Genomic DNA, 20,233 nt, shown 5'->3' on the forward strand with positions numbered 1-20,233 from the left:
ATATCCATTGATTTGTAGTGGGAACAACGCTATATATTGCCAGTGATAAGAGCGAATAGAGAAACTGGTGAGATACACAATAAGAACAAGGGGGTGAAACACATGGCAAGAAGAAACAAATTGGTTGTCCCAGGAGCACAGCAAGCAATTGATCAAATGAAATATGAGATCGCATCTGAGTTCGGTGTTACACTTGGCCCAGATACAACTGCTCGTGCAAATGGCTCGGTTGGTGGGGAAATGACAAAACGTTTAGTCGCAATGGGTCAGCAACAGTTAAGTGGCGGTAATCGCTAATTTAACATGAAGTTGATACAAAGGGGGTGGAGGAATCCACTCTCTTTTTAAATCATATAGGAGTTGAAAGTGATGGCGATGTGTCCGATCTGTAATAATTTTCAAACCATAAACGTTCGCTGTCCGGAATGCGGAAGAGCGGTTCAAAATCAAGGAAGAGTGAGTGATTTCTTCGATGATTACAGCCCTTATATGGAAGTAGATGAACTTAAGCTTGAGGATGGCTATCCCGATAATTTTGCAGAAAGTCAGTGCCCACATGTGTTTTATTGTGATGCTTGTCACCAAGAGGTTCTGTTTTTTATAGGTGAGTGGGAATAAAAAAACCTTCATATCTAAAAGAGACATGAAGGATTATTGGCTGATTCTGATTCGTTTTTCAAGCAATACTCTTAAGCCATCCAGAAGGGACGTTAAAATCCAATAGATTACGGCAGCTTCTAAAAGTACGGGAAGTACGATCAGTTGTGATGCACTGATCTGATCTGCGGCCAAGGTAAGCTCTGGTACTGTAATGACAGATGCTAATGAAGAAGCCTTGACGATATCGATCAATGAATTCCAGACCGATGGAATTGAAATTCTCCAAGCTTGGGGAAGAATGACTTCCTTATAGGTAAGGTATCTGTTCATTCCGAGTGAGAAAGCGGCTTCCCATTGGCCTTTTTCGATCGATTGAATGGCACCCCGATAGGATTCTGCAATATAGGCACTAAAATGAAGTATGAGTCCAGCGAGAGCAGCCTGCCATCCTTCTGGTACATAAATAAACGTGAAACCGTTGTAGAGAATCAATAATTGAATTAATAATGGCGTTCCTCTAAAGAAGGAAATATACCCCTTAGCAATCCCTGACAAGAATTTATTCGATGACATCCTGCATAAAGCAACAACCAATCCGAAAATAAGCGCTCCGAAAATCGAAACAAGACTTATGACGATAGTAAAAACAGCTCCCTCCAATAAATAGGGGAGGGAGTTGATCAGAATTTCTGATAAGTTATTCACTTACATTTTCTCCAAAATATTTTTCAGAGAGCTTTTTTAGTGTGCCGTCTTTCTTCATTTCTTCAAGCGCTTTGTTTACATCTTTAATGAGATTCTTATCATCTTTTCGGAATGCAAATGCCATTTCGTTTTTATTAAAAGGCTCTCCAACTGCTTTAACATTATAATCCGTTTTCTTTAATTCTGTCAGGATGAAAAGCTGATCGTTCATTGCAGCATCTACACGGTTAACATCTAAATCTGTTAATACTTGTGCAGCACCTTTATAGAACTTTGTTTTTGCTCCAGCTTTTTCAGCTTCAGCAGCATAGTTACTTCCTTGTGTTGTACCGACTACTTTGCCTTTTAAATCTTCAATTCCTTTAATATCTTTGTTGTCTTTGTTGACAATAACTTGTCCACCAGAAACGGTATATGGAGTAGAGAAGTCATATTTAGCTTTTCTTTCGTCCGTGATTGTTACTTGATTCGCTACAAGGTCAAATCGTTTGGAGTCTAGAGATGTAAACATGTTCTTCCATTCAGTTGCAACGAACTTCGGCTCCATTTCAAGACGCTTAGCAACTTCTTTAGCTACTTCAACATCATATCCAGTGATTTCGTTTGTCTTTTTATCACGGTATGAGAAAGGTGGATATGTAGCTTCTGTACCTATTGTAAGTACTTTTTTATCAGTGTTCGAACCTGATTTTGACTCGTCTGAATTTCCGCATGCTGACAACAGAATGACAGAAAGAGCGAGAGCTGACAGGAATTTAAATGTGTGTTTCAAATGAAGTCCTCCTCGTCAGGGTAATCCCGACAATTTTTATAGAATTTATTGTATAAACGAATGACGATTTCGTCAATCATTTAACATTTTCCCCGATAAAGGAAAAAATAACAGGGGATTTTTTTTGGAGGAAGACATTATCACATAAAAAGAAGGCATGATCACATAATTTTAGAGTACGATCATATAAAAATTAAGAGTTATCATATAAAAATATGAATGTATCACATAAAAATACAAATTTCGGTAATGAATGATTGTATAGTGGACAAGAAAAAAGCTCTGCTTGATTAAGCAGAGCTTTTATAACATATGAATTAACGAATACGCAGTTCTGTTTCTTTATCAAAGAAATGTGCTTTGTTCATGTCAAACGCTAACGAAATGTCCTGACCGTTGCGAATATCTGTACGAGAATCTACGCGTGCGATGAAATCTTGTCCGCTAACTGTAGAGTACAAGAATGTTTCAGCACCCATCAATTCAGCAACGTCAATTTTCGCTTCAATCTTCGTGTTTGAAGATGACTCTAAGAATACAGGCTCATCATGAATATCCTCTGGACGGATACCAAGAACAACATCTTTGTTGTTGTAGCCTTTTTCTTGTAGAATCTTCATTTTTCCACCTGGGACTGCAATCTTCGTATCACCTACTTTGAAGAATCCATCTTCAAGCGTACCGTTTAAGAAGTTCATTGCAGGACTTCCGATAAATCCTCCAACAAAGACGTTCTCAGGAGTATCGTATACTTCTTTAGGAGATCCAACTTGTTGGATGCGTCCGTCTTTCATAACAACGATACGGGTTGCCATCGTCATCGCTTCTGTTTGGTCATGCGTTACGTAGATTGTAGTCGTTTGCAGACGTTGGTGAAGCTTTGTGATCTCTGCACGCATCTGAACACGAAGTTTTGCATCAAGGTTGGATAACGGCTCATCCATCAAGAATACTTTTGCATCACGAACGATCGCACGTCCTAGTGCAACACGCTGACGCTGACCACCTGAAAGTGCTTTTGGTTTACGATCTAGGTATTGCTCAAGACCAAGAATACGTGCCGCTTCTTTAACACGTTTTTCAATTTCTTCTTTGCTGAATTTTCTTAGTTTAAGACCGAATGCCATGTTGTCATAAACGTTCATGTGAGGATATAGGGCATAGTTTTGGAAAACCATCGCGATGTCACGATCTTTTGGAGCTACATCGTTTACAACGCGCTCATCGATGATAAGATCACCTTCAGAAATTTCTTCTAAACCAGCGATCATACGAAGCGTTGTTGATTTACCGCAACCAGACGGTCCTACGAATACAATGAATTCTTTATCCGAAATATCAAGGTTGAAATCATGTACAGCTGTTACTTTATTATCATATCTTTTTACGATGTTATTTAACTTAATACCTGCCATTTGTATAATTCCCCTTCCGATGTAAACGTTTTCTTAATGTTTTAAGTTTACGCTTTCATTCCGGTAAACGTAAATGGACGACATGCCTAAAATAAAAAACCCTCTTTATGCAATGTGCACAAAGAGGGTGGTTGAAGTTAACGAGGAACTTTTTGTTCAATAAGAAGAATGGCTAAGTACACGGTGAGTGCATTTTTCAATTGCTTCACATCAATGCCGGTTTTATCATAAAACTTTTCCACACGATATTGAAGGCTGTTTCGGTGAATATATAATTGTTTCGCCGCTAACGAAACGTTAAGGTTGCATTCAACAAATACTTTGATGCTTTTTAGCGTTTCCTCGTCTTCTTCTCGCCACTCTTCTACTAATGATGTTAATGTTTGATCGGCCATCGGACTGGCGGACTGAAGAAGGATATACGGAACGATATCAGCTACTGTATAAACAGATCTTGGCATCAGTCGATTTCGAACCTCTAAAAATTGTTGCTGTTCTCTTGTATACGTTTCTTTTGCGCGACGAAGTTGATTGTTATAGCAGCCTATATATATTGAAATATCTAAATAAAAGTCAGTAGAAAGCATGTCTTTTAAAGCTTCATAAGGTGTTTCACTAAACTCCTGTTTGGATGTTTCAATAATCACGCCACTCTTAAGATCTTTGTTGAGAAGGAGAACTGCATCCTCAGGAAAAAGTCCATTAACTGCTTCTGAAAATGAAGCATGATCTGTGATCGGCTGCTTGCTAAAAAAGTGTACAAATCTATAGAAGCCTTCTTCTGTTGTAGCTTTTTCGTCAAAAAGAAGTGCTCTCCATTTTAACTGCTGTGCTGAAAAAACATTTAAGGAATTATCATTTTCATAGGTGTTAAATAGGGAGCGAAGTAATGTTAGTTCTGAATCTGAAACAGCAGGTTTTGAGATACCGAACGGTTCGCTGTCATCTGAAAGGAACCAGTAATAGCCAGACTGCTGTGAGAGGTCTGTTGTCATAGAATTCTTATAGTGCTTCTTAAGCTTATCGAGCATCCTTTTTCATATCCTTTCAAGAAAAAGCTTGCTATTATTATAGCAATGTTAAGTGGTTAACTAAACTAACAGATTCCCAAGAAGGAGGAGACACCATGAAAACGTGTCCTTGAGTAACTTCTGCAACGGTCGTGTACGACTGGGAAAATAAAGAGATTTGGACGAATAAAAAAAATTGGGACAAGCAGGATTCACCTAAAGGAACAAAATCATTGATTCTTACATTTGATGATGGGCCATCTTCTGTTTTGGTTGAACTGCTAGATATCCTAAAGAAACATAGAGTAACAGCACTGTTCTTTTGGCAGTCAAAGTTGTTGCATGTAAAACGTCCTTGGAAACGTGTGATTGAAGAAGGGCATATGATCGGCGGGCATTCGTTGCGCCATCGCGTTTTAACGAGACTTTCGTATTGTGACCAGCTTCATGATATTTCTACGAATTTGAAACAGTTAGAATCTCTCACAGGTCAAGAAGTGAAATATTTTCGTCCGCCTTATGGACAGTTTAATGAAGATACGTTGGATATACTAAAGAAGATCAATGTGATTCCTTTTTTATGGGAAGTGGCGGGTCTGGACTGGGAACACAAAAAAGATCCCTTACACATTGTTCATAACATCTTGAATCATGCTGAGGATGGCTCTGTTATTCTTCTTCATGAATTAAAGCAAACCGTAGAAATTTTAGATGAATTGATTTCTGAATTAAAACTAGAAGGCTATGAGTTCGTTTTGCCTCCTAAATCGTTATAAAGGGAGGGTCCTAGATGAAGAAGAGAATTGTCGTTTCATTTAGCGGAGGAAAAGATTCTATATTAGCTCTGTATCGACTGCAGAAATCGGCAGAATGGGAGATCGATTCCTTACTAACAACGTTAACAGAAGACTACGATCGGACAACCATGCATGGCGTTCGAAATGAACTTTTAGAAATGCAGGCAAAGTCACTTGGCTTACCTCTCCGAGCGGTTTGGATCCCTAAAGATTGTCCGAATGATCTGTATCAACAAAGAATGGAACAAGCTGTTGACGGCATTAAAGCTGATGGTATACAGCACATCATGTTTGGGGATATTTTTTTAGAAGATGTAAAAAAGTACCGCGAAAACATGTTAGAAGGTACAGGAATCACGCCAATTTTTCCAATATGGGGTGAGAGTTCTGAGCAAATTATTAATGAGTTTTTGAGTAACGGGTTTAAGACTGTTGTGTGCTGCTCAGATACATTAAAAATAGATTCCTCATTTACTGGCCGTGTCATAGACGAGCAGTTTATAGAAGACTACCCGAAGAAACATGATATATGTGGTGAGAACGGAGAATTTCACACGTTTGTTTTTTATGGACCGAACTTTTCCTTTCCTGTTACGTATACGTTAGGTGAGACGAGAATGGTAAAAGATATGTTCAGTAATGAAGATCGTTTTTATTATGTGGATATCCTTCCAAAAGGGGAGCTAAAATAGCTAGCGCAATCATAATCCACATTTACTAGGAAAATAGAATCTAGAGTAATGGAGATAAAAATATGGATATATGGATTTCAATTTCTATCATGGCGAACGTCGGTGCGTTTATTGGTGGTCTAACAAACTCCATTGCAATCCGAATGTTGTTTCGACCGTTTACTACATTATACATTGGTAAATATCGAGTTCCATTTACACCTGGACTCATACCGAAGCGTAGAAAACAGCTGGCCGTGCAGCTGGGTGAGACCGTAACCAAACATCTATTAACCGCAGAAGGTGTACAAGCGAAAATTAACGATGGTGAATTTCGAAAAGAGATGACTGAACTCGTTCAAGTAGAAGTGAAACGCTTCTTAAAGAGTGACATGACGATCAGTGATCTGCTTAAACAAGATTTCGGTGTGGATGACGTTCAGAACAGAATCCAAACAACAACCGAAGCATGGCTGAGTAATCGAATGAATGTGATGCTTCAGGAATCAAATGGTAAGGAAATGAAAGATATTCTGCCAGAAAAATTTGTTGCCAGAGGGGAAGAAAAGTTACCAGAAATCGTAGATTGGCTCTTGAACAAAGGCGTTGTTTATTTAGAAAGTGAAGAAGGCCGAAAATCACTTGCGAGTGGCATTGATGCCTTTCTAATGGACAAGGGGATGCTTGTTAATATGGTGTCTATGTTCTTTGGTAATGTAAGCATTGCCGACAAAGTACAACCTGAACTGATCAAGTTCATGAAGCATGAAAATACACGTGATACCTTGCTGAACCTTCTTCAGCAAGAATACCGCAACTTTATGGAAAAAAAATCAGAAGAGGCACTAGGGCTGCTGAAACTGCCTGAGATTACTACTGGTTTAGCAAAAGAAATTACAGCTAGACTTCCCATTGAAGAATATTTAAACACACCTGTTTCTTCATTAGCGAGTTCGGTTGAGAGCTGGATTGTGAATGACCTAACACCAAAAGCAGTATCTGCGGGTCTAGACCTATTTGTCGATCGATTAGAGATGCTGCTTGAAAAGATGCATCTTGCGAAGATTGTGGAAGAACAGGTTGAGGCATTTTCGCTGGAGCGTTTAGAGGAAATCATCATCTCGATCGCGAAAAGTGAACTTAAGATGATAACATGGCTTGGCGCTTTGTTAGGTGGAATTATCGGTGTATTTCAAGGTATCCTTGTACTATTTTTGTAGAGTCTGTTATAGTGGGTACCGTAGTTAATCAATAGGAGGTATTTTACCAATGGCAAACGTATATGATGTTGCTTACGACTTAGAAAAAGCATTGCGCAATAGTGAGGACTTTACAGCTTTAAAACAAAGCTATGATGAAGTAAATAACAATCCGGAAACGAAAGAGCTTTTCGGTAAATTCCGTGATATTCAAGTTAATCTACAACAAAAACAAATGAACGGTCAGGAAGTAACTCCTGAAGAGATTGAAGAAGCTCAAAAGCTTTTTGCTGATGTACAGCAGAACGAAACGATCTCAAAGCTTATGGCAGCTGAGCAACGCATGAGCATGATCATCAATGATCTAAATAAGGTAATCACAAAGCCATTGGAAGAGCTATATGGACCAATGGTTGAAGAAGACGGACAACAGCAATAATAATGTGCTGATCTAACCCCCTGTTACTCTTGTAGCAGGGGGTTTTCCTTTTACCCTATATTTCTTAGGTTTGTCCGCGTTCTAAAGCATGTTTCAAGGTCATAAACTTAACACGAGTTCTTATATTATATTTTCGCGAAATGGGGGGAGCGCATCATGGTATACCGTTTACTAGCGATTGACATCGACGGAACCCTACTGCGAAGCAATTTCCGTATCGATAAAGAAACGAAAGAAGCCATTGATTATGTGCAGCAAAAAGGGGTCTATGTCACACTCGCTTCGGGCAGGAGTTTTCCATCTACACAAAAGATCGCAAAAGCGTTAAAGATCGACAATTATTTGATCAGTCATAATGGTGGATTCATTGCTTCATCTCTTGATGAACCTCTTCAAGAGAAAAGGTTATCGGTCGAAGATACTTATAGATTGGTAGAAGTGCTTGGAAATTACGAATGCCACATGCGCGTCGTCCATGAGCGCTTCTCAGTAGGAAATCAACTCAAGCAAAAAAGTCAGCTCGTTGCGAAATTAACATTAAGCACGGGTGATCCGCTGTTCTACCCTGTATCTTTTACAGAGAATCTTGGAGACTATGTTCTCTCACAAGAAGTGGCACCTCCAAAGATGGATGTACAGTTCTTTGATGAGAAAGAATGCGACTCTGCAATGAAGTATCTAAAAGAACATATGCCGGACTTTGAGTATTCTTCATCGGCAAAATGTCAGTTAGAGATCACAGCAAAAAAAGTAACAAAAGGAAATGCCTTAAGGTTTCTTGGTGAGAAACTCGGGATCGCTCCAAATGAGATGGTAGCAATAGGAGATTCCTATAACGATCTAGATATGATTGAGTTTGCAGGTCTAGGTGTAGCGATGGCAAACGCACCTGATGAAGTGAAGAGAAAAGCGAAGTGGATCACGCGTACAAACGATCAGTTAGGCGTACCGTATATGGTAAAAGAAGTGTTCCGCAAGCAGATGCGCTTCCAGACATTGAAACGATAGTTATTTGGGCGATAAAGAGGGCTCTTTTTAGACATTTGTCTGAGAGGAGTCTTTTTTTGTGTAGGTAAAAGCGGAGAGGAACATTTCTGGGGAATTGTGAGCGATTTTAGAGATTTATGAGCGGTTCTAGAAATTTGTGAGCGGTTCTAGAGATTTGTGAGCGATTCCTGAGATTTATGAGCGGTTCTAGAAATTTGTGAGCGATTCCTGAGATTTGTGAGCGGTTCTAGAAATTTGTGAGCGATTCCTGAGATTTATGAGCGGTTCTAAAAATTTGTGAGCGATTCTTGAGATTTATGAGCGATTCCTGAGATTTGTGAGCGATTCTTGAGATTTATGAGCGATTCCTGAGATTCTGTGCGCCAGTCTATTGATTACATACAAATAGAGTTCTTTCGACATCTCCCGTCGAATTTCGTAAAAAACGTTTCAGTTTTATTACAAATGTAGAAAATGAAAGGGTTTACATGAATCGTGACGAATAATATTTATGTAAGAACCACAATGTAAAGGGAGGATTCAAATGGAAAAAACTTTAGACCTTCAATTAAAACCAAAGGTGGCCGAGTTTCTTAACGGAACGAAAAAGCATTTTATCAATGGGGAATGGGTCAGCTCCGCTAGTGGAAAAACATTTGAAACGTTAAACCCTTCAACTGGAGAAGTATTAGCAGTTGTATCTGAAGGTGGAACTGAAGATATCGACAAAGCAGTAAAAGCGGCAAGAGCAGCTTTTGAAACAGGTTATTGGTCCAAGATGCCTGCTTCAAAGCGAAGCTACTTGATCTACAAATTAGCAGAATTGATGGAAGAGAATAAAGAAGAATTAGCACAGCTTGATACATTGGATAACGGAAAGCCGATTCGCGAAACGATGAATGCAGACGTTCCGCTCGCGATTGAACATTTCCGCTATTATGCTGGTTGGTCAACGAAAATCGTTGGGCAGACGATTCCTGTAGCAGGAAGTTTCTTCAACTATACGCGCCATGAAGCGCTCGGTGTAGTTGGTCAAATTATTCCTTGGAACTTCCCATTATTGATGGCTGCTTGGAAGCTTGGTGCAGCTCTTGCGACAGGATGTACGGTCGTACTGAAGCCGGCTGAGCAAACACCTCTTTCAGCCCTTTACTTGGCAAAATTAGCACATGAAGCTGGATTCCCAGAAGGTGTGTTAAACGTTGTAACGGGTGCTGGTGAAACAGGTGCGGCATTAGTTGATCATCCTAACGTGGACAAAATCGCATTTACAGGTTCTACGGAAGTAGGAAAGCTGATCATGCGTAACGCGTCTAACTCATTAAAGCGTGTAACGCTTGAGCTAGGTGGTAAATCGCCAAACATCATCTTGCCTGATGCTGACATGAGCCGAGCGGTTCCTGGTGCGTTAAGCGGAATCATGTTCAACCAAGGACAAGTTTGCTGTGCAGGATCACGTTTGTATATTCAAAAGAAATCATTTGATAATGTCGTAGCAGACCTTGTGTCTCATGCGAAAAAAATCAAGCAAGGCCCTGGATTAGATCCAGATACAACGATGGGGCCGCTCGTATCTCAAGAACAGCATAACCGCGTTCTTGGATATATTCAAAAAGGACAAGACGAGGGTGCAGAATTGTTAACAGGAGGAACAACTCCATTTGACAAAGGATACTTTGTTGAGCCGACAATCTTCGCCGATGTAGATGATAAGATGACGATCGCGAAAGAAGAGATCTTCGGACCAGTTGTGGCTGCAATGCCGTTTGAAGACTTGGATGATGTGATTTCACGTGCAAACGATTCTGAGTATGGTCTTGCTGCAGGACTATGGACAGAGAATCTAAAAACGGCTCATTATGTATCGAACAAGCTTCGTGCTGGTACAGTATGGGTGAACTGCTATAATGCGTTTGATGCTGCTTCACCATTCGGCGGATACAAGCAATCAGGTATCGGACGTGAAATGGGATCTTATGCATTAAACAACTACACAGAAGTTAAGAGTGTATGGGTTAACTTAAAATAGACAACAAGATATAACGGGGTCAAAGAATTGAACGGATAAATAGGAAAAACCGGGTGCTAGATCCAGCATCCGGTTTTTTTCTTTGTTCATTGATAAGCGGCGAATCTCTTCGTCAGTTTTGTTTTTTCGGTGCTCATGTAGGAAAACTACACTCCGCTCCTCAAAAACTTCACTTCCTCGACCTTCTTGCTTCTGAATGAACAATTTATACATTGATAAGCGGCGAATCTCTGCCTCAGTTTTTTTCTCAGACGACTACACTTCGCTCCTTAAAACTTCACTTTCTTGATCTTCTTTTTTGCTTCGGATTGAACAACTTATACATTATTAAGCGGCTTATTATTAAAGCATTACCTTAATAAATCGCAACCCAGTATCATCATAATCCAAACTGCGATAGAACTCATGGGTGTCTGTTCTTTGTTTTCCACTATTAAGCAATATTGCCGTACAGCCTTGCTCTTTTGCCCATTCTTCTCCATAACGAACAAGCTCCTTGCCGATGCCGTTTCCTCTGAATTCTTCACTTACCACTAGAGCAGTAATACGTGCATAGCAGCCGTTTTTCTCAAAATATATTCCTTTTGTTAGGCCGATCATCCCGATTACTTGGTCGTTTACACAAGCCACAAAACAAGCATAAGCAGAGTTAGGAAGCAGCGTTTCTAACCGCTCTGTCATCTCTTCGGGCTTAGTAGGATAACCAAGCTCTCCCATTAAATAAGAAAGTTCGTAACTGTCATCGTATCGAGCTTCACGCAGAATCACTTCACTCACTGTTTTCTCCCTCGTTTCCATGAGTTTCATTAGCGATGGAAAAGAAGCAATTGTCCCTTTGGTGAAGTCAGACGATGCGTTTTTTCTTGCATGTTCAGTTCAGCCAAACGGGCTTCTCCTTGCTCTTTTGCTTTAGAATCATTCGGTGCAGAAATTGTTTCATCCAATATTTTTTCTCCGTTACTTTCATAAGCAGTTAGTGCGTATGTATTCATGATGATCGAACTCCTTTCGTATCTAAATTTGATTTCAACATTCGACGAATTTTTCCTGCTATAAACTTAAGAATTTGTATGAAACTTAAGGTGTTGCCCTACGTAATAGTAATATATGGTATATTTTACAGCGGGAGGGATTTAGTCATGTTGACCATTAACGAAGTAAGAAAACAGTTTGGAAGCTTTACAGCTGTTGACGGAATTAACCTACAGATTCCTAGAGGCGAAATCTTTGGTTTGTTAGGTGCAAATGGTGCGGGGAAAACGACGACATTTCGAATGATTTTAGGATTATTAACCCCATCACAAGGAAGAATTACATGGAACGAAAAAGAAATCTCGTATGAGACAAGTGATCTCATAGGGTATCTACCCGAAGAAAGAGGATTGTATCCAAAGCTCACAGTTAGAGAGCAGTTGATCTATCTTGGGCAGCTACGTGGTATGACGCGATCACAAATTCAAGAACAGACGGATAAGTGGTTAAAACGTTTCGGAGCAGAAGAGTATTTAAATAAGAAGGTAGAAGCGTTGTCTAAAGGAAATCAGCAAAAAATTCAGTTCATTGCGGCGGTCCTTCATCGTCCGGAACTTTTGATCTTAGATGAACCGTTTAGCGGATTAGACCCTGTGAATGTTGAGCTTCTGAAGAGCGCTGTTCATGAGCTAAAAAAAGAGGGAACAACGATTGTCTTCTCTTCTCATAGGATGGAGCATGTAGAAGAATTATGTCAGCATCTCTGTATCATGCATAGAGGAAAGTCGGTTGTTCAAGGAAATCTAAAAGAAATCAAACGATCTTTTGGGAAAAAGAATGTTTCTGTTAAAGCAGACTTTGATCTAACATATCTGAAAGATACTGCTGGCGTTATCAAACATCGTACAACAGGAGACGGAATCATTCTTCAAGTTGAGAGAGAAGAAGTGGCTAAAGATCTATTCCAAGCTATTCAATCAAAAGGATTTGTAAGGAAGTTTGAGCTTGAGGAACCTTCGTTAAATGATATCTTCATCGAGAAAGTAGGTGTTGTTCATGAGTAAGTTTATGACCGTAATGATGCATACATATCGATCTAAAATAAAATCAAAACCATTCCTGATCACAACACTCATTACGATTGGTTTGTTATTCGTGATCACGAATATGAACGAGATCACAAAAATGTTTGGTGAGGATGAGGTTTCTAAAATAGGCGTGATCGACCGAACAGGAGAAACGCTCCCAGCTCTTCAAACACAACTTAAACAAACAAGTGATGATCTGAAAGCAGAAGCGTTCACAAAATCAGAGAATGAAGCAGAAAAAGCAGTACTTGATGGTAAAATTGAAGGACTTTTAATTCTGGATCGTGATGCTTCAGGTATCATGACGGGAACATATAAAGCGGAAGATGTAACACAACAGAGCTTGATCGCAGATGTAGAGTTAGCGCTGCAGCAGATTAAGAACAAATCAGCCGCTGAGTCTATCGGATTGAATCAAGAACAACTTGCTGCTATCTATTCGCCGGTTTCTTTTGCTAAAGAATCATTGTCTGATTCAGCGAAAAGTGAGGAAGAGGCCGCTCAAGTATACATCTTAGTCTATGTGGTTCTATTTTTCATGTACATGGCCGTTATGATGTATGGAAGTATGATCGCCGTAGAGGTGGCAACAGAAAAATCTTCACGCGTTATGGAAATACTGATTTCTTCTGTATCGCCTGTGACACAAATGTTTGGGAAGATCTTTGGTATCGTACTCGTAGCATTAACTCAGCTTGCGTTGTTTGTTGCTGGAGGGTTTCTGGCAGTGAAATTAAACGGACAGCTTAGCGGAAGTGAGAGTATCATAAATGAACTTAAGTTGAATGAGATTCCAACCTCATTAATCATCTATGCTCTTGTGTTTTTCATTTTAGGATTCTTCCTCTACTCAACACTATTTGCGATGCTAGGTTCATTGATCAGCAGAGTGGAAGAAGTTAATAATTTGATGACACCTGTAGTGATCGTAATCGTGGCGGCATTTATGATCGCCATGTTTGGCAGAGAAAATCCAGAGTCTGGCTTTGTTGCTGCTGCATCTTACTTCCCGCTCTTTACACCGATGCTCATGCTGCTTCGTGTAGGGATGCTTTCATTACCAGTTTGGGAAGTAGCACTGGGAATCGGCGTTCTAGTAGGAGCTATATTCTTGTTTGCTATCATTGGTGCTCGTGTATATCGCGGTGGTGTTTTGATGTATGGAAACGCACCGTCCTTAAAGTTGTTCAAGCAAGCCCTTCTATTATCCAAGCAAGAGAAGAAGAATACAACCGACATTTAACAAGAAAAAAGAGAGCCTCGTGCTCTCTTTTTTTACACATTCACAAGCGAACGTGCTTTCGTATATATGTTAAAATGAAGGGAAGAATGGTAGAAAAAGAGGATGAGTGAAATGATAAAGTTTTTACATTGTGCAGATCTCCATTTAGATAGTCCTTTCAAAGGGCTTTCTTCGTTGCCTGAAGGGCTTTTTCAGCGACTTTCTAATAGTACGTTCGTATCCTTTAAACGGCTTATCGATCTCGCGATTACAGAAGAAGTGGATTTTGTGGTCATTGCAGGAGATCTTTATGACAGCGGGAACCGAAGCTTAAAAGCTCAGTCATTTTTGAAAAACTGTTTTATGAAATTGAACAGTCACAACATAAACGTATATGTTGTTCATGGCAATCATGATCCATTAGATGGTCAATGGGTTGATCTAGAGTGGCCAAGCAATGTGCACTTTTTTAATGGCAACCACATACAAACTCTCCACTTTGAAAAACAGGGAAGAGTAGTAGCGGCTCTGCATGGATTTAGCTATGAAACAGCAGCGGTTACAGATGATCGGACATTATACTATCCCGAAAAAAGAGATGATCTGTATCATATTGGGATTTTGCATGGACAGGCTGATGGATATAGCGGCCATGGCAGATACGCACCATTCCTATTAACAGAGCTTTTAAAGAAAGGCTATGATTATTGGGCGCTCGGCCATATTCATAAACGAATCGATCTAAACCTAGAGCCGATCGTTCGCTATTCAGGAAATATACAAGGCAGACATAGTGGCGAACTAGGTGAAAAAGGTGGTTACATCGTTACCTTAAACCATGATGAAGTGGAAAGTCACTTTCACTCTACTTCTGAATTGGAATGGCAAGAATGCCGAATTGATGTAAGTGAGGTTGATAGTCTGCAAGAAGTGATCAATCTGTGTGAAACAAAGATCAGCACGTATCAACAGCGAAATAAAGGTATCCTCCTCATCATAAAGTTGATGGGTCAAACACCGCTTTATCATGAGCTTTTAGATGGAGTTTTTATAGAAGACCTTGAAGAGATTTTACGTGAAGAAGTTTATGATTCTTCCTTTGTTCATGTTGTAACGATTAAGAATGTAACAACTCCTTCTATTCAAGAAGAACAATCCATGAAACAGTCTGCCTTTTTTCAAGATTTATTGAGTGTTCTAGAGGATGACACTGAATTGCAACTAGCGATCTCTGAGTTGTCGACACACAGAACTGCTAGAAAATACATAGACTTGAATGAACAAGATTGGGAAGATATCAAACAACAAGCAGAACAATTGTTATTATCTGAACTTCATAAAAGCAGGTAGGTGAAAAAATGAAACTGGTTTCTCTTCATATCTATCACTTCGGCGGGTTAAAGGATTGCAAAATATCCGTCGAAGATAAAGGGCTGCAGATTCTTTACGGAGAAAACGAAGCCGGAAAAACAACACTAATGGACTTTATCAAATGTATGCTCTACGGCTTTCCTACAAAAACTCAAAACCAACGACGCTATGAACCGAAAGACGGAAACAGAATGGGTGGTAAGATTACCATTCACCATCAAGTACACGGAAAGTGGACCATTGAGAGAATTACACGTTCAACTGTAACCGGAGATCTCACGCTTTATGATGAAAATGGGCAACAGCAAGATGAGGCATTTCTGCTACAGTTGTTGGACGGAATGGAACAATCTTTATATACAGGTGCTTTTTGCTTTGGACTGGATGGGTTACAGAAATTAGATAAGTTATCATCAGAAGAACTTGGCAATTTTTTATTGAGTACCGCGATTTCAGGTGATCGTGATCTACTCGATATCGAACAGACCTTTGAAAAGAGACAAGCCTTATTATTTAAAAAAGCAGGCAAAAAACCAATCATTAATGAAAAGTTAGAACAACTGTCTTCATCAGCAAAATCACTTCAACTGTTAAAAGAAAAAAATGAAAGTTATCAAGCGTTAACGAACGAGAAAGTCGGCAAAGAAAAGGATCTAGAGGGAATTAAACAAAAACTAACAGAGGTTCAAACCGAACTTCTCTCCTACAAGAGATTGCTTGAATTAAAGCCAGTATTGCAAAAGTACAAACAGCTTGATGTTGAAATTCGCTCCTTTGATGATGAACCAACATCTTTTCCAGAGAACGGGCTTCAACAATACGAGGAGCTACGAAAAGAATTTTCACGCTTGAAAAGTGACTTAACCTACGGGGATAGCCGTATTGGAGATGCTGAAGCTGAGCTCGGCTCCATTTTAAGTAATGAAAATATTGTAAGGTATGAGACAGAGATTAAACGTTTGTTTAATTACCTTCCTGAATATGAACATCTACTCAATCAGCTTCAAGAGCTAAAACGCCACATACAGGCAATAAGGAAAGAAGAAATAGAACTTTTTGATGAAATCGGTGAGACCTGGTCTGAGGAGCAACTTACGAAACTTTCACTTTCTTTATCATCGCTTCATCATCTAGAAGATTTGATCAGACAGAATGAACAGATTCAAGATAAAAAAGGTAGGTTAGAAGACGAGCTAGAAGATTCTAGAATGAAATTGGAGCGGTTAGAAGCAGAAGAAGCAAAACACAAAAAGAACCTTCTTTCTGAAGACGAATATGCAAAATATCAGAACTCCAATCAAAAAGAAACTCGGAAGACCCCTTTCTACACAACGCTATTACCCATTCTCTCTTCTATCTTACTTTTATGGTCGGGTTGGGTTTCAAGCCATCCTCCTGTCATGTTTGCAGGAGTGCTGCTACTTATTATATCGCTAGTGCTGATTGTTCTGTATCTAAAGGGGAATCAGTCTGGTGAAGAGGTTCCAAAACACGTACATCAACGCTTGTTAGAAGATGAAGTAAACAGGAAACAATGGCTGGAACTCTCTCTCCAGCTATCTAACGAAAACAACATTTATGTACAGCTTGCTAAACGGCTGGATTATTTAGAGGTGGAAGAAGCATCTGTTTGGGAACGTGCGAAACGCTGGGCGTCTGATCACGGATACAGAGGGAAGTTGGATCTTCTGTTTGTATCCGGTTATATGAAACGAGTGCTTCAGCTTAAAGAGTTGTTTAGACAGCGAAATGAAGCAGAGAATAAAGCACAGGATATAGCGTTTAAACAAAGGAATTATGAGAAGAAGGCTTCTTTATTATCTCTTGAATTAGGAGAAGAACCCCAAGAAGATACAAAAAGCTGGATCAACTCTTGTTATGCCGAATTGGAGAAACAACTCAAAAATCAATCACGAATAGAACACATTCAGCAAAACAAAAAAGAACTTCTCGAGCGGAAAGATGAGCTCCAGAAAAAGATTTCTTATTTAGGTGATCAGATTCAAAGTCTATGGAATATGGCTAAAGTTAGCAACGAAGCTGACTTTTATGTGAAAGGAAAGAACAAGGAACGGTATAGCAAGTTAAAAGAAGAACGTGAAACGGTTTATAATCAATTCATATCGTTAGGGTTTGCAAAAGATGAAATCGTAGCAATGGCAGAGAAAGTAACGGTACAACTTGAAAACACACTTCATCATATTTCGGTCCTGGAAGAAAAGGTGAAAGAAAAGCAAAAAGAGTATGATGAGAAGCTTGAAGCAAAAGGCAAACTGGATTGGGAATTAGGTAAATTGCTTGAAGATGGCAGTTACTCTGAGAACCTGCATCAATACGAGATGCTTAAAGAAGAGTGGAACGCATTGGTGAAGAAGTGGGCAAGCTTACGCCTAGCACAGCATGCACTTTCAAAAGTTAAGGAAGATTATCAAAAAACAAAGCTGCCAGCGGTTTTAGAGACTTCTAGTGTTTATTTTAGTAAAATAACAGAAAGTGAATATCAATTAATTACATTTACAGACAAAAATGAACTAATGGTTTTAAATGGGGAGGGTATAGGTTTTTATCCGCATGAGTTAAGTCGAGGTACTGCTGAACAGGTGTATTTGGCTATCAGGTTGGCAGTAGCTTACCATGCTGGACCAAGAGACTTCCCGATTTTAATGGACGATATTGCGGTTAACTTTGATGAGTTAAGGACAAAGCGAACACTGCAACTGATACAAGAAACGGCGTTAGATCGGCAGGTCTTGTTCTTTACCTGTCATAAACATATTGCATCTATGGTTCCGTCAGTTCCTGTCATACATTGGCCACATCAATCTGTTATCGCTGAAATGTAACCAAAGGAGGGGAGTGGCTCATGTCAAATGAGTATTCCATTTACTTAGTTGAAGATGAACAAGATCTTGCTCAAGTGCTGAAAGCTTACATGGAAAAAGAGGGATGGAGCGTTTCCGTTTTTCACAATGGGGAAGATGCTTTGAAGAGTGCTGAAGAGAAGAAGCCTCATCTATGGATTTTAGATATTATGCTACCAGGTATGGATGGCTATGAAATTATTAAAGAGATCAAAAAGACTTCAGATATCCCTGTTATTTTTGTTTCCGCTCGAGACCAAGATTTAGATCGTATCGTAGGGCTTGAGTTAGGCAGCGATGACTACTTAGCTAAGCCTTTCATGCCAAGAGAACTCGTTATTCGCGTAAGAAAATTGTTAACGAGAATCTATGAAACCGGTAACCGCTTACCTCAAACCATTGAAATTACAGGATATATAATCGATCCGATCTCTAGAAAGATCACACGTGATGGAGAGATGATCAATCTTACAGGAAAAGAAATCGATGTTCTTCTTTATTTGATTGAGAACAAAGGGAAATCCCGTAAGCGAGAAGAGATTTTAGAATATGTGTGGGGCGATGATTATTTCGGTTCTGAACGTGCGGTGGATGATGTAATCAGACGCGTGCGTAAGAAGATGCCTCGATTGAACTTAGAGACCGTCTACGGAGCTGGTTATAGGATCATACCGTCATGATTCGCTTAAACCTAACTCAGCGGATTTGGCTTTCATTCGGGCTGCTGATATTTACGATAGGCCTATTAACGGCGATCATCTATCCACTTTCCATTAAAGATACGCTGACTGAAGAAACGTATCGAATCATAGAGAACGAGCAGCAGAATGTATGGGATCCCAACAATCAGCTTCCTAGAGAAGGGGAATCTCCAACTGATTTTATTGAAAGAAGGAATGCTGCTCGTGATGTTGGACATGTAGTGATTGTTGACAAGTATGCCAACTCACAAGGTGATCCTGTACCTGAAGAAGTTCTTTATGAGATGGCTGAAAAAGCATACAAACAAAAGAAGAATAAAGGACGTTACGAGCTAACGTATGAAGATGCGACCTTATTTTATGCAATCACAACAAAGACCAACGTAAAAGGCGAAAAGGTGTATTTAATCTCCTATATGTGGGATACGTATCGCGATCAAATGGTTAACCGATTATGGCTAAGGCTTGTTTTGATTTTGTTGTTTACAGGTATTTTCTCTATCATCCCTGCGATTTGGTTAGCACGATATTTGCGTTCACCACTCACCATCTTAGGAAAGCGGTTCGAACAAATCGCTAAACGTAACTGGCAAGAGCCGTTTCATTGGAAGGGAGATGATGAATTTTATATCCTTTCCAAACAGTTTGAAGAGATGCGTCAAAACTTGTTAAGACATGACCATGCACAAAAAACGTTTATTCAACATGCTTCTCATGAATTAAAAACACCGATTATGACGATTAAGAGTTACGCTCAATCTGTGAAAGATGGCATCATGCCGAAGGATACAACGGAAGATATGATGGACGTGATCTTAAAAGAAACCGAAAGAATGGAAAAGCGTGTTCAAAACATGCTGTATTATACAAAGCTTGATGCTATGAAACTTGATGTATTAACAAAAGAGAACTTTAACTTTGGTGATCTAGCAGAAGATATTGTAGAGCGGTTCAGATATCAGCGTGAAGATATCGATTTTAAGATTACAGGTAACCATTACAATCTGAATGGTGATAAAGAGCAATGGGGCATCCTGCTTGATAATTTAGTTCAGAATGCCTTGCGCTATGCACATCAGACGATTCGCCTCTCCGCTTTTAATAACGGATCTGAATGTGTTATTGAAGTGTTTAATGATGGAGAACGTCTTACTGGTGTAACAGGAGAAGAGATCTTCCAACCGTTCCGTAAGGGCAATAAAGGTCAATTTGGACTGGGTCTTGCTATCGTAAAAAGAATTGCGGAATTGCATGGAGGAAAAGTAGTTGCCGAGAATAGAGCAGAAGGGGTAGCTTTTCAGATTAAGATTCCAATTACTAGCCTTAAAAGAAAAGGTTAATAGGAGAATCATACACGAGTCTTAAATTTTACCAATTCAGTGTTATGACAAGTA

20 protein-coding genes are annotated in these 20,233 nt (G+C 39.5%); 14 read left to right on the top strand and 6 right to left on the bottom strand.

What is annotated here, in order from left to right:
* Positions 1 to 102: 102 nt before the first annotated feature.
* Both ABE65_RS03435 and ABE65_RS03440 read left to right on the top strand, forming a co-directional pair.
* Positions 103 to 297 carry an alpha/beta-type small acid-soluble spore protein gene (locus ABE65_RS03435; protein ID WP_066239924.1) on the top strand — a complete coding sequence of 65 codons (195 nt, stop codon included), beginning with the start codon at positions 103 to 105 and terminating at the stop codon, positions 295 to 297.
* A 72-nt stretch (positions 298 to 369) separates the two neighbouring features.
* The gene (locus ABE65_RS03440) at positions 370 to 618 is read left to right on the top strand and encodes a hypothetical protein (RefSeq protein WP_066391337.1); all 249 of its coding nucleotides are present in this window, start codon (positions 370 to 372) and stop codon (positions 616 to 618) included.
* 33 nt (positions 619 to 651) lie between these two features.
* On the opposite strand, the gene ABE65_RS03445 is transcribed toward ABE65_RS03440, so the two are convergent.
* From ABE65_RS03445 to ABE65_RS03460, 4 genes are all read right to left on the bottom strand, one after another.
* Positions 652 to 1,305, bottom strand: a complete 654-nt coding sequence (locus ABE65_RS03445; RefSeq protein WP_066391338.1) for an amino acid ABC transporter permease — start codon at positions 1,303 to 1,305, stop codon at positions 652 to 654.
* A complete protein-coding gene (locus ABE65_RS03450) occupies positions 1,298 to 2,077 on the bottom strand; it encodes a transporter substrate-binding domain-containing protein (RefSeq protein WP_066391339.1) in 780 nt (259 codons plus the stop codon). Before ABE65_RS03450 ends, ABE65_RS03445 begins: the two co-directional genes overlap by 8 nt.
* 317 nt (positions 2,078 to 2,394) lie before the next feature.
* Entirely contained in the window at positions 2,395 to 3,492 is a 1,098-nt protein-coding gene (locus ABE65_RS03455; RefSeq protein ID WP_066391341.1) for an ABC transporter ATP-binding protein, read from the bottom strand.
* A 137-nt stretch (positions 3,493 to 3,629) separates the two neighbouring features.
* Positions 3,630 to 4,523: a PucR family transcriptional regulator gene (locus ABE65_RS03460; RefSeq protein WP_066391342.1), complete on the bottom strand. Its 894-nt coding sequence runs from the start codon at positions 4,521 to 4,523 to the stop codon at positions 3,630 to 3,632.
* Between the two features lie 131 nt (positions 4,524 to 4,654).
* Between ABE65_RS03460 and ABE65_RS03465 the strand changes: the two genes are divergently transcribed.
* The 6 genes from ABE65_RS03465 (at position 4,655) to ABE65_RS03490 (ending at position 10,624) form a co-directional block, all read left to right on the top strand.
* Positions 4,655 to 5,278 (top strand): polysaccharide deacetylase family protein, encoded by a 624-nt coding sequence (locus ABE65_RS03465; RefSeq protein ID WP_330998115.1) that lies wholly within the window; start codon positions 4,655 to 4,657, stop codon positions 5,276 to 5,278.
* Between the two features lie 14 nt (positions 5,279 to 5,292).
* Positions 5,293 to 5,991 carry a Dph6-related ATP pyrophosphatase gene (locus ABE65_RS03470; RefSeq protein WP_066391343.1) on the top strand — a complete coding sequence of 233 codons (699 nt, stop codon included), beginning with the start codon at positions 5,293 to 5,295 and terminating at the stop codon, positions 5,989 to 5,991.
* Positions 5,992 to 6,053: 62 nt separating this feature from the next.
* A complete protein-coding gene (locus tag ABE65_RS03475) occupies positions 6,054 to 7,190 on the top strand; it encodes a DUF445 domain-containing protein (protein ID WP_066391344.1) in 1,137 nt (378 codons plus the stop codon).
* A gap of 49 nt (positions 7,191 to 7,239) precedes the next feature.
* Positions 7,240 to 7,608, top strand: coding sequence for a YlbF/YmcA family competence regulator (locus tag ABE65_RS03480; protein WP_066391346.1), 369 nt, complete (start codon positions 7,240 to 7,242; stop codon positions 7,606 to 7,608).
* A gap of 156 nt (positions 7,609 to 7,764) precedes the next feature.
* Positions 7,765 to 8,616 carry a Cof-type HAD-IIB family hydrolase gene (locus ABE65_RS03485; RefSeq protein WP_066391352.1) on the top strand — a complete coding sequence of 284 codons (852 nt, stop codon included), beginning with the start codon at positions 7,765 to 7,767 and terminating at the stop codon, positions 8,614 to 8,616.
* Between the two features lie 523 nt (positions 8,617 to 9,139).
* Entirely contained in the window at positions 9,140 to 10,624 is a 1,485-nt protein-coding gene (locus ABE65_RS03490) for an aldehyde dehydrogenase family protein (protein ID WP_066391353.1), read from the top strand.
* 342 nt (positions 10,625 to 10,966) lie between these two features.
* Here the strand turns inward: ABE65_RS03490 and ABE65_RS03495 are convergent, their stop codons facing one another.
* Both ABE65_RS03495 and ABE65_RS03500 read right to left on the bottom strand, forming a co-directional pair.
* Positions 10,967 to 11,401, bottom strand: a complete 435-nt coding sequence (locus ABE65_RS03495) for a GNAT family N-acetyltransferase (protein WP_231887846.1) — start codon at positions 11,399 to 11,401, stop codon at positions 10,967 to 10,969.
* A gap of 29 nt (positions 11,402 to 11,430) precedes the next feature.
* Positions 11,431 to 11,616 (bottom strand): YhzD family protein, encoded by a 186-nt coding sequence (locus tag ABE65_RS03500; protein ID WP_066391354.1) that lies wholly within the window; start codon positions 11,614 to 11,616, stop codon positions 11,431 to 11,433.
* A gap of 147 nt (positions 11,617 to 11,763) precedes the next feature.
* Between ABE65_RS03500 and ABE65_RS03505 the strand changes: the two genes are divergently transcribed.
* From ABE65_RS03505 to ABE65_RS03530, 6 genes are all read left to right on the top strand, one after another.
* On the top strand, positions 11,764 to 12,660 hold the full coding sequence (locus tag ABE65_RS03505; protein WP_066391355.1) for an ABC transporter ATP-binding protein: 897 nt from the start codon (positions 11,764 to 11,766) through the stop codon (positions 12,658 to 12,660).
* Positions 12,653 to 13,927: an ABC transporter permease gene (locus tag ABE65_RS03510; protein WP_066391356.1), complete on the top strand. Its 1,275-nt coding sequence runs from the start codon at positions 12,653 to 12,655 to the stop codon at positions 13,925 to 13,927. Before ABE65_RS03505 ends, ABE65_RS03510 begins: the two co-directional genes overlap by 8 nt.
* 111 nt (positions 13,928 to 14,038) lie before the next feature.
* Positions 14,039 to 15,256 (top strand): metallophosphoesterase family protein, encoded by a 1,218-nt coding sequence (locus tag ABE65_RS03515; RefSeq protein WP_066391358.1) that lies wholly within the window; start codon positions 14,039 to 14,041, stop codon positions 15,254 to 15,256.
* Between the two features lie 8 nt (positions 15,257 to 15,264).
* Positions 15,265 to 18,120 carry an ATP-binding protein gene (locus ABE65_RS03520; RefSeq protein WP_066391360.1) on the top strand — a complete coding sequence of 952 codons (2,856 nt, stop codon included), beginning with the start codon at positions 15,265 to 15,267 and terminating at the stop codon, positions 18,118 to 18,120.
* Between the two features lie 20 nt (positions 18,121 to 18,140).
* Entirely contained in the window at positions 18,141 to 18,818 is a 678-nt protein-coding gene (locus tag ABE65_RS03525; protein ID WP_066391362.1) for a response regulator transcription factor, read from the top strand.
* The gene (locus ABE65_RS03530; RefSeq protein ID WP_066391364.1) at positions 18,815 to 20,179 is read left to right on the top strand and encodes a HAMP domain-containing sensor histidine kinase; all 1,365 of its coding nucleotides are present in this window, start codon (positions 18,815 to 18,817) and stop codon (positions 20,177 to 20,179) included. Before ABE65_RS03525 ends, ABE65_RS03530 begins: the two co-directional genes overlap by 4 nt.
* Positions 20,180 to 20,233 lie beyond the last annotated feature (54 nt).

This window comes from Fictibacillus phosphorivorans (genome assembly GCF_001629705.1).
Classification (GTDB): domain Bacteria; phylum Bacillota; class Bacilli; order Bacillales; family Fictibacillaceae; genus Fictibacillus; species Fictibacillus phosphorivorans_A.